10 protein-coding genes are annotated in these 9,586 nt (G+C 71.1%); 2 read left to right on the forward strand and 8 right to left on the reverse strand.

Annotated elements, in window-relative coordinates:
• Positions 1-95: 95 nt before the first annotated feature.
• Positions 96-275: an FDLD family class I lanthipeptide gene (locus tag HFV08_RS16790; RefSeq protein WP_040246880.1), complete on the reverse strand. Its 180-nt coding sequence runs from the start codon at positions 273-275 to the stop codon at positions 96-98.
• 569 nt (positions 276-844) lie between these two features.
• Between HFV08_RS16790 and HFV08_RS31665 the strand changes: the two genes are divergently transcribed.
• On the forward strand, positions 845-1,117 hold the full coding sequence (locus tag HFV08_RS31665) for a DUF3253 domain-containing protein (protein WP_312885656.1): 273 nt from the start codon (positions 845-847) through the stop codon (positions 1,115-1,117).
• 27 nt (positions 1,118-1,144) lie between these two features.
• On the opposite strand, the gene HFV08_RS16800 is transcribed toward HFV08_RS31665, so the two are convergent.
• Entirely contained in the window at positions 1,145-2,620 is a 1,476-nt protein-coding gene (locus HFV08_RS16800; RefSeq protein WP_168540307.1) for an FG-GAP-like repeat-containing protein, read from the reverse strand.
• 401 nt (positions 2,621-3,021) lie between these two features.
• Here HFV08_RS16800 and HFV08_RS16805 point away from each other — a divergent pair, with 401 nt between their 5' ends.
• Positions 3,022-4,221 (forward strand): PP2C family protein-serine/threonine phosphatase, encoded by a 1,200-nt coding sequence (locus HFV08_RS16805; RefSeq protein ID WP_168540309.1) that lies wholly within the window; start codon positions 3,022-3,024, stop codon positions 4,219-4,221.
• Positions 4,222-4,294: 73 nt separating this feature from the next.
• Here the strand turns inward: HFV08_RS16805 and HFV08_RS16810 are convergent, their stop codons facing one another.
• The 6 genes from HFV08_RS16810 to HFV08_RS16835 all read right to left on the reverse strand — a co-directional run bounded on the left by HFV08_RS16810 (position 4,295) and on the right by HFV08_RS16835 (position 8,709).
• A complete protein-coding gene (locus tag HFV08_RS16810; protein WP_168540311.1) occupies positions 4,295-5,029 on the reverse strand; it encodes a glycosyltransferase family 2 protein in 735 nt (244 codons plus the stop codon).
• Positions 5,026-5,649, reverse strand: coding sequence for a class I SAM-dependent DNA methyltransferase (locus tag HFV08_RS16815; protein WP_168540313.1), 624 nt, complete (start codon positions 5,647-5,649; stop codon positions 5,026-5,028). The genes HFV08_RS16810 and HFV08_RS16815 overlap by 4 nt, the downstream gene beginning before the upstream one ends.
• Complete coding sequence (locus HFV08_RS16820; protein ID WP_168540315.1) at positions 5,649-6,434, reverse strand: PIG-L deacetylase family protein; 786 nt, start codon at positions 6,432-6,434, stop codon at positions 5,649-5,651. Before HFV08_RS16820 ends, HFV08_RS16815 begins: the two co-directional genes overlap by 1 nt.
• Entirely contained in the window at positions 6,431-7,450 is a 1,020-nt protein-coding gene (locus HFV08_RS16825; RefSeq protein ID WP_376770647.1) for an acyl-CoA dehydrogenase family protein, read from the reverse strand. The genes HFV08_RS16820 and HFV08_RS16825 overlap by 4 nt, the downstream gene beginning before the upstream one ends.
• A gap of 175 nt (positions 7,451-7,625) precedes the next feature.
• Positions 7,626-7,835 carry a hypothetical protein gene (locus tag HFV08_RS16830; RefSeq protein WP_168540319.1) on the reverse strand — a complete coding sequence of 70 codons (210 nt, stop codon included), beginning with the start codon at positions 7,833-7,835 and terminating at the stop codon, positions 7,626-7,628.
• 382 nt (positions 7,836-8,217) lie between these two features.
• Complete coding sequence (locus tag HFV08_RS16835) at positions 8,218-8,709, reverse strand: hypothetical protein (RefSeq protein ID WP_168540321.1); 492 nt, start codon at positions 8,707-8,709, stop codon at positions 8,218-8,220.
• Between the last annotated feature and the right edge of the window lie 877 nt (positions 8,710-9,586).

A 9,586-nucleotide genomic window follows, 5' to 3' on the forward strand; every position in this document is an offset into this window, starting at 1 on the left:
GTCAGCGCGGTGCGGTCCCGAGGGGGACTGCCGGTACCACGGTCGCGAGGACGGGGCCCGGCCGGATACCGGGCCCCGTAGTGGATCAATCGGGATCAGGAGCAGTAGCAGCCGCTGATACCGGTGGGACAGTGTTCCGTGGTGAGCCAGCAGATAGCCGAAAGGTCACTGGACGCGGGCGCTCCACCGATACCGGCGACTTCCACCTTGATATCCAGATCGAATTCCTGCAGCGCACTGTCCTCGCACTGCTCTACGAGCGCGATACCGGGCACGGGGCCTCCTCTGGTCGACATGCCTTGTCTGGTGAATCGTGCGGCAAGCAGTCTGACCTCAAGGGGTGTCTCGTCAAAAGACGCGCGAGTGGTACCTGAGAGAAGCTCTAGTTCGCAACTCGCCTACTGGACAGGCAGGTTGTCCATGAGTAGCCTCAATTTCTTTTCGCTGTCGCCCATCTGTGCGTGATGCGTGCCGTTTTGTCGCTTCCCGCTTGGGTGGACCGGGGGAAGTGGCGGCAGGTGATGTCGGCGAGAAGCACCGCGGTGTCATCGTATTCGCCTTCTGAATCCGGCATTGTGGCACGTCTTCTTCTTTCTGGTTTTCCTTTCCGATACGGCTTTGCCGATTGCCGATTGCCGATTGCCGATTGCCGATTGCCGATTGCCGATCGCCGCACCATCAGACCTGATCGCCGCACCCTCAGACCTGTGCGAAGGCCCGGAATATCCAGGCCGCAATGGCGGGACCTCCGGAATGGACAGCAGGGCTCGTCCCGGCAGCTCGCCGCGAGTGGGCCCGGTATCCGCCGGTTTCGCAGGCCGGTCGCCGATGTCATCCTGGCAGGGTGACCGGCGGCGAGCAGCGAACCGACAGGCGCTTGGAGCAGACGATCCGCGACCTCCTGGAGCGCCGGAGCCCCACGGCCACCATCTGCCCCTCGGAAGCGGCACGCGAGGTGTACCAGGGCGACGACGACGGCTGGCGTTCCCTGATGGAACCAGCCCGTCGCGCGGCCCAGCGGCTGGCCGAAGCGGGCGAGGTGGAGATCACCCAGGGCGGCTGCCCCGTCAGGTCGGCCGAAGCCCGCGGTCCGATCCGCATCCGGCGCCTTCGCTGACTCCCGCCCGGCCCCGCGTCCCCGGACTCAGCCTCCCAGTACCTCTCCGAAGCGGACCGCGCCGGCCGCGGGGTGCAGCGCCGCCGACCCCTCGGTGACCGGGCCCCGGCTGCTTCCCGGGAGGACCCAGACGCCGCCGGAGTCCTCGTTCTCGCCGGGGGAGCCGATCAGCAGTTCGGGGGCGCCGTCCCGGTTCAGGTCACGCAGGCGTACCGCCGTGCCGAACACGTCCCCGGCCTCGGCGTTGCCGGGCACCGGGTGGGTGTCCTGGTGGAAGAAGGCGGCTCGGGCGGTGCCGGTGGGGTCCAGGAGACCGTCCGCACCGCCGTGCAGCAGGACGACCCGGCCGGCCGCGCGCTGGCTGCCGATCGCCTTGGCCGGGGTTCCGACGGCGAGTTCGGCGCGGCCGTCCCCGTCGGTGTCCGCGGCGGCCAGCGCGGCGCCGAAGTCGTCGTCCGCGTTTCCGTCGCCGGGCAGGCCGGGGGTGTTCTGGTCCACGGTCTGGGTCCGCTCGCCGAAGGTCCCCCGCGCGCCGTACAGCACATGTACCCGGCCGCCCGTGGACTCCCCCTCGCCGCAGAGCCCGGGTTGCTCACTCACCCGGCAGCCGCCCACCGCCAGGTCGTCCAGCCCGTCGCCGTCGAAGTCCCCGGCGGCCACCGACAGGCCGTGGTTGGCCATGCCCCAGAGCCGCTCGGGTGCGCCGCTCCTCCAGTCGTAGACGGCGGTGATGGGGACGTCCATCGCGGAGGCGGTCGCGGCCAGCTCCTGGACCCCGTCCCCGTCGAAGTCCCCGGCGGCGAGCCGCGCCACCCCGCCGCCCATCGACAGCCGGACGATCTTCTCCGCCGGACGTGCGGCGTCGCCCGGCCCGAACGGCCCCGGTACGTAGGCGAGTCCGCCGCTCTCCTCGGTGTGCGAGTCGAAGGCGATGTCCACCGCGCCGTCGCCGTCGAAGTCGCGGGCGATCACGGAGGCGCCCAACCGCCCGTAGGGGGCGACATCCTTGGTGAGGGTGCTCGCCCCGTCCAGCGCGCCGTCGCCGCCCCAGACGACGGTGACGATGCCGCGTCCCTCGGCGCCGTGGTCCTCCCCGGGGCTTCCGACGACCAGGTCGGTGCGGCCGTCGCCGTCGACATCGGCCGCGTCCACCGAGGCACCGAACCGGTCCCCCTTCTCGGCGGTGCCCGGCACGCCGCCCGCGCCCTGCCGTACGGTGGTCCGCTCGCCGGTGGTCGGGCCGTCGGGGCCGCCCCAGTGGATGACCACCTGCCCGGCTTCCGCGGCCCCGCCGACCCGGGCCGCCGGTACCCCGACGGCGAGATCTCCGTAGCCGTCGCCGTTGAAGTCCGGTACGGCGGCGGGCGCCAACTGCCGCGCCTGGTCAGCCGGTGCCGCACTCGCCGCTCCGGCGCCGGTCACCGTCCCGGCCACCAGCACGGCGGCGCCGCACAGGCCCCACCGGCGTCGTCGTGCGGTGTGCCGCGGTTCCTTGCCTGCCACAGGGTTCTCCTCCTCGTACCCGGGATCGCGCGGGCCTCGGTCAGGAACCCGCCGTGGTGCGCTCGTCGGGCGCGCACCTTCGCAGAGAGGACTCCCGGGCCGGGTCGAAGGATGTGCCGCGGCCTCGCGCACTCTGCAACGGGCGTGCGGGGAGGCGGCATTGGCCGGGCGGGCAGAGAACCCCGTCCCTCGGCCTCCTCCCCGCCTTCCCCGGGGACCGCCTCAACGGGCCCGGCCCTCCGCGTACTTCACCGTGCCCATGCGAGGGAACGTGACCGTTTCCGCCGTGGGCGGAGGCGGTCCGGGGCCGTATGCGGGCCGTCGGAAGGTGAGTGCGTCGAGGTGACTTGTGATGTGGATGGTGAGCCGGGGAAGGCGATCAGGAACCTAAGGGGGACAGGATGACGGGTGATCGACTCGGGTTGGCCGACCTGTTGGACGCTGCGGAGAACGCTTCGCCGGTGGCGTCGATCGACGTGGTGGCACACAACCTGCGGGAGCGGTTCGGGGCCCGGTACGTGTCGTTCTTGTTCACGGATGTGGTGGGCCGGAAGGTGGTGCGGGTCACCGAGGAGACCGACACCTACCAGGGGCGCCGGGCCGAGCAGATCCCGCTGGCCGGCAGCGTCTACGACCGGGTGCTGCGGACCCAGGAGCTGGTCCACGTCGCCGACGGCGGTTCCGGGTGGCGGGTGCTGGCCCCGGTCACCAACCGGGGCGACCCCATCGGAGTGCTGGAGCTGTTCCTGTCCGAGGCCACCGCCGGCATCCTGGAGCAGGTGGAGGAGGCCGCGCACGCGCTGGCGTACATCATCGTCACCGACCGGCGCTTCACCGACCTCTACCACTGGGGCCAGCGCACCACCCCGGTCAGCCTGGCGGGCGAGATCCAGCGCCAGCTCCTGCCCACCGCCCCCTCCTGCGAAGCCGCCGAGTTCACCCTCGCCTGCGCCCTGGCCCCGGCCGGAGTGGTGGCCGGTGACAGCTACGACTACGCCCTGGACCACGACACCCTGCATCTGTCGATCACCGACGCCATGGGCCACGACACCGACTCCGCCCTTCTGGCCACCCTTGCCGTCAACGCGTCCCGCCGCGCCCGCCGCGACCACGTCGACCTCGCCGAGCAGGCCCATCAGACCCATCAGGCCTTCGCGTACCGCGAGAATCCGGTCTTCGTCACCGGCCAGCTCGTACGCATCGCCCTGGACGGCTCCGGTGCCCAGCTCGTCAACGCGGGCCACCCCTGGCCCCTGCGCCTGCGCGACGGCAAGGTGCACCAGGTGGAACTGAAGGTCAACACCCCTTTCGGAGTCGCCTCACCCGGGCCCTTCCACGTACAGGACGTGGACTGCCGCCCCGGTGACCGGTTCGTCTTCTACACCGACGGGATGCAGGACCGGCTGGCGGCCTCGGTCGATCTGCCCGGGCTGATCCAGGCCACCCTCGACGAGCACCCGCGCGAAGTCGTCCGGACCCTGGTCGCCGCCGTCCTCGACGCCACCGACCAGGACCTCGTCGACGACGCCACCGTCATCTGCCTGGACTGGCACGGCCCCGACACCGAAGGCCGCGACACCTTCGGCGGCATTGGCACCTGACCCGCCCGGGGCCGGGGCCCGGGCCTGTCCCCCTGACCGGATCTCCGGGCCGCGCTCCTGGTCGCCGTCCCGGCTACCGCTCGGCCTTCGGGGAACGCCCCTCCAGGTGGTGCAGGAAGGCACCGAAGCCGTGGGGTGCCCGGTGGCTCGTGCGGCCCGAGGTCACCACGGGACAGGCGTCGGTGCGCAGGATGCGGGTGTGCGGGGGCAGGGCGTCGACGAGTGCGTGGTCCTCGCTGTGCGGGACGGCGGGAAAGCCACCTGCTTGCAGATAGGTGTCGGCGCGGATGCCGAAGTTGGCGCCGTGGACGTGCGGGTGGTGCCAGCGGGGGCCGGTGCGTCCGGCGAAGTAGTGGGCGTCGTGCAGGGCCCGTACGGCCGGTTTCACCCGGGGAGTGGCGGAGAGCCGGACGGTGCCGAGCACGCACTGCCAGTTATCGCGGGCGCAGGTGAGCTGGTGCAGGAGCCAGGAGGGGTGGACCCGGCAGTCGGCGTCGGTGGTGGCGATCCACGTGGTCTCCGAGGACGCGCCGCAGGAGGCCAGGCCCCGGGACACGGCGGCGGCCCGGGCGCCGCCCGCGGAGCGCTGCCCGACCTCCACCACGTCGGCGCCGAAGCTTTCCGCGACGGCCCTGGAGCCGTCGGTGCAGGAGTCGGCGGCCACCACCAGCGTCAGCGGGGGAGCGGTGGGAAGGGCACGGCGGCAGTGCTCCTGCGCCCGCCTCAGGGTACGGAGGACGCCGGGCAGGCTTGCCGCCTCGTTGTGCGCGGGGACGGCGACGACGAGGGCGTCGATCGCCGTGGTCACAGCAGGCCTTCGGCGGCCGCGGGGGTCGGCGGCAGCACCCCGTCCGGCAGGGGGCGGGTGAAGGTCCCCAGGACGAAGTCGGGATCGCGGAATCCGAATCCCTCGATCAGCCCGTTCGTCTGCCGCAGGCGGGAGGCGAGTTGGGAGCCGGTGAGGCGGTGCTCGGCGACCGGGTGGTCCCAGTGAACGGTCACGAGGGTGCCGCCGGGCTCCAGGCAGCGCGCGGTGCGGTCGAGGACCTCCCGCAGTCCGTCCTCGTCGAAGTAGTAGAGGAGTTCGGACAGCACCACCAGGTCGAAGGTCCCCTCGGGCCACTGCTCCGGGACGACGAGGTGCTCGGTACGGACATGGGGGAGGCCGCGGTTGCGTGCGGCCGCCTCCTCGACCGCACGCGGGACCCGGTCGGAGGCGAGCAGCGAGTCGCAGCGGTCGGCCAGCAGCCGGGTCAACACCCCGACCGAGCAGCCCGGTTCGAAGGCGCGTCGGTAGCGCGGGCGCGGCAGGGCGGCCAGGGTCAGCGCGTACTTGCGCTGCTCGTACCAGCGCCCCGCAAGGTCCCAGGGGTCCGCGGCACGGGCGTACATCGCGTCGAAGTACGTGCTGGGCGTGGGGGTGTCCATCAGGCGTCCCTCTCGGTGATCACGGTCTCGAAGGAGCGCCGGTGGTGGGCGAGTTCGCCGGGCGGGAGGATCACGGCGGTGTGATCGGCCAGCGGCGCGATCTGGGTGCGGAAGCAGCGCAGGGCCTCCTCCTTGCGGAGGCGTGCCGCGGCGGTCAGCGGCAGACGCCGGCAGGCCCCCCAGGGCACCCGCACATCGTCCGGGTTCGCCCAGTGCCACATCCAGATGGGGTACTGCCACAGGTCGGCGCCGGTCGAGGCCGCGGCCGACCGGGCCGCCCGGCCGGCCGCCTCGTGGTCCGCGTGCAGATCGCCCCGCCAGGGCGCCACACACAGAGGTGCCCCGAGGGTGCGCAGCAGTTCCTCGATCCACTCGGTGGCGGTGGCCTCGTGCGTGCCGAGCTGCGTGTCGGGCAGTCCGAGCCGGTGGCGCGCCGTGCGCTCCACACCGAGGATGTCCAGGGCCTCTTCCAGCTCGGTCCTGCGGGCCCGGGCCAGCGCGGGAGGCGGCATCAGCCGACTGCCCGGGTGGGAGGCCTCCCCGTCGGTCAGGGTGAGGACGTGTACCTCGCGGTCGGGGGCGAGCTGGGCCAACATGCCGCCGAATCCCAGGACTTCGTCGTCGGGATGTGCGGCCACGAGGAGGACGGGGCCGTCGGGAAGGGATGGCTCGGGCCAGTGGTCCCAGACCGACCGCGAGGCCCACAGCTCCTCGCCGGTGCCCTCCGCGCCGATGGCCGCGGCTGCCCGTTCGCGGTCGCCGGGGGAGGTCTCCCGCGCGCTCATCGTGCCCCTTCGGAGCTGCTCAACAGGTCGTGGCGCCCGGCCAGTTCGGACCCCAGAGCCGCGAGGTCCCGTTCCGCGTGGTGCTGGCGGATGTACACGCCCAGGTCCGCGACGCGCTGGGCGTGCTCACCGTCGTGGCACAGGGGCCCGGCACCCAGAGCCCGTCCGACCACGTCCAGTACCCGCGCACAGACATCGGCCACCACGGCACGGGTCCTGGCCGCGCGCACGAGCGCCTGCGCACCGGTGTCCGCGGGGTCGGCGTCGATCTCACCCGCCGCCCTCTCCAGGACGCACTCGGCGCTGTACAGAGCCGAGTCCACCGCCCCCAGATGCGCGGCTGTCAGCTGATCGGGCTCTCGGCGCCGTACGGCACGCACCAAGGTTTCGGCGACGCCGCGTGCGCCACCGAGCCAGCAGGCGGCCACCCCGACACCGCCGTGCCAGAAACCCGGGCGCTGCGTATACGCCTCCACCTCACCGAGGGGCAGGGCGGGTACCGCGGCGAAGGTCACGTCGGGGGTGTCGCTGCCGGCCATGCCCACCGCCTGCCAGGACCCGGCCACCGCCGCACAGCCGGGGTGCCCGGTGTCCACGACGAAGAGCCGCCGTCCCGCGTCGGTCTCGGCCGTCACCAGGGCGTGCGTGCAGCTGCCGGCACCGGAGCAGAACGCCTTGACCCCGTCCAGGCGCCACGCCCCTCTCCCTTCCTGCGTGGCCTTCAGGACGGCACCGGGTGGCTGGGCCGCCCAGACACCCCAGCGTTCCTCCGGCGCGGGCGGTGGTGCGCCCAGCTCATGGAGGATCGCTGTCGCGTCGGCGTGGCCTTCGGCCAGCCGGGTCAGGGAAAGGTCCGTACGACCGAGATCGTGCAGGAGGGCGAAGCGCTCCCGCGTCGCGCCCGAACCGGGCAGCGGCATCTCCCGGGCCTCGTCCGCCACCCAGGCGGCGAACCGTGCGGAAGCGGTACTCCGCAGCAGACGGCCGTCGGGCGAGGCGTCATCGGGCCTTGCGATCTTCACAGCTCCAGTGCCCGTCCTCTTCGTATGGGTGAGTCAATGGGGTACGTCGAAATCTGATTCTTCCCGGGCGCCGCAGCAGATGCCGCAAGGGCTTTCCGCTCCCTCGCGCCCGGATTCCTGCGCCGTCCTCCTCGCCTTTCCGCGCGCGTCCGGCCCCCGCGGCGGAGAGCTACGGCTCCATCCCCTCGCCTTCGGCCGCACCCTCCGAATCCTCGGTGATCACGTCGTCCTCCGTTCGCGGAGCGCGGTCCCCGTCCGGCTCCCGGTCCGCGGTGTGGGGATGCTGCTCGTCCTCGGCCTTTTCCTTGCTCTGCTGCTTGTCGGGCCGCTGCTTGTCGGACTGCTGCCTGTCGGATGGGGAACCGTTGAATCCGGACACCGTTCTCTCTCCCTCTTTCGGGGTCGCTGAAGGCCATGCACTTACCGTGTACCGACCCTGTCGAATCCCATGGGTGATCTTGGCCTTCGTATGGCCCCACGGGTGAGCGAGAATCCGGGTGCCCATGTCGCCGCCCGTGACACATCCCCTTCGGGCGTACCGCGCTCCGACCGTCCCGAAGGGAAGCGAGCCGGAAAACCTTCTGGGGAATTCTGTCGGCATCCCAGGCGTGCACATGCCCCCTGCGAGTGGATTTCCGCAGGGGGCATGTGCGAGGACGCCGGATCGTATCCGCCATGGCCCCCACGGCCGACGGCCGATACCCGGCCACACCGTCCGTCGTCCTCACGGCTTCGGCCGGTGCGGTCGGCACGAGTGGTGGTCAGTCACACATGGTCGGCGCCATGACCTCGTCCTGGCTGTCCCAGCTCATGCAGTCGTAGTCGGAGTGGTCCCACCAGTTGTGGCCGAATTCGTGGGCGGCGATCAGCGCGAAGTCGCGCGCGTCCGTGGACAATGTGATCTTGTCGCCCCGGCCCCAGTTGCAGCCTATGACTCCACCGGCCTGGTACACCGGCTCGCCGCCACGACTGTCCTCGCAGCCCTCGACGTAGCCGGAGACGCAGTCGACCGGGGTGCCGTCGCCTTCGGAGGCGCTTTCCCAGTAGTTCGCGCCCTCGCGGATCGAGTCCTCGTAGCCGTCGCACGAGCCGTCGATGTCGTAACTCCAGTCCGCGGCGGACTCGGCTGCGGTTCCCGGCCGCGACGTCAGTGCCTGGTGGTCGGCCGGGGCCTCGGCCGCCGAAGCCGGGGCCGTGAATGCCACCGCGGCGACGAGTGCCGTCCCGAAGGCCGTACCGAGCCTTTTGATCATGAGAAGTTCTCCTTGTTCTGGTGGGGGGAATCACGTCCGGCGCCCGCGGTCCGGGAGACTGCGGGCCACCGCACGCCGGCCGGGAACGAAGGGGGCGTTCCGGCTGTCCGGCCACGAAGGTGAGGCTTCGACCGGCCGATCGCCAGGAAGCTATGACCCCGTCAACTCCCGCGCCCATCCGGAGGGTGAGCACTACGCATACGCAAAAAATCATGGGGAGACACCGGAGTGAGGCCGTGGCGGCATGAGCGTGTCGGCCGAGGGGCCGATCCCTCTACGGGCGTCGACTTCCCCGGGAGTACGGCGCGTTCAACCTCGGGGACTCGGGGAGTTCGGTGAACTCGCTCTCGCACCAGTGCTGTTGGCGGCCCTGGTCAGGCGTCCGCCCTTTGGAACGGCCGGCGCTCGCGAAGCTCTTTCACGGTATACACACGTGTCACCCGGGCCGCGGCAGCTGAATGCCGGTCCTGCCCTTTCTCGCTGACGCCTTTTCTCATAGTGACCCTTCTTTCGAGTGGGCCGACCCCTAAGAAAAGAGGGCTGTCTAGGGGTTGCCGAAGCGGCGGGCCCCGCTTTACCCGCCGATTGCATCCCCTTTGACGTGTTCGTCCGTTCGCGATAAGCCGACGGCGACACCCAGGGTAATCGATTGTGCGCTACAGGTTTCAGTGGGACAAGGGTGCTTGTTACGCATTCCCCGTACGGGCCGGATGGGTCGCAACTGCCCTGCTAGCGTGCGCGATTACGGTTTCTTGAAGACTGGGTTGCGCGGTCGTTGTGCATGCCTGACCCCATGCGCTCGTAGCCGAGTTGTTCATCCAGAGACGATATGAACCGCGAGACGGGTCCAGGGGGAGCAATGCGCGATCGTATGACC

This window comes from Streptomyces physcomitrii, assembly GCF_012273655.1.
In the GTDB taxonomy this organism is placed as follows: Bacteria; Actinomycetota; Actinomycetes; order Streptomycetales; family Streptomycetaceae; genus Streptomyces; species Streptomyces physcomitrii.

What these genes read in the sequence shown, in the direction of transcription:
- HFV08_RS16805 (WP_168540309.1), top strand. Translation starts at nt 3,022, where the DNA reads ATGACGGGTGATCGACTCGGGTTGGCCGACCTGTTGGACGCTGCGGAG.
- HFV08_RS16815 (WP_168540313.1), bottom strand. Translation starts at nt 5,649, where the DNA reads ATGGACACCCCCACGCCCAGCACGTACTTCGACGCGATGTACGCCCGT.
- HFV08_RS16820 (WP_168540315.1), bottom strand. Translation starts at nt 6,434, where the DNA reads ATGAGCGCGCGGGAGACCTCCCCCGGCGACCGCGAACGGGCAGCCGCG.
- HFV08_RS16835 (WP_168540321.1), bottom strand. Translation starts at nt 8,709, where the DNA reads ATGATCAAAAGGCTCGGTACGGCCTTCGGGACGGCACTCGTCGCCGCG.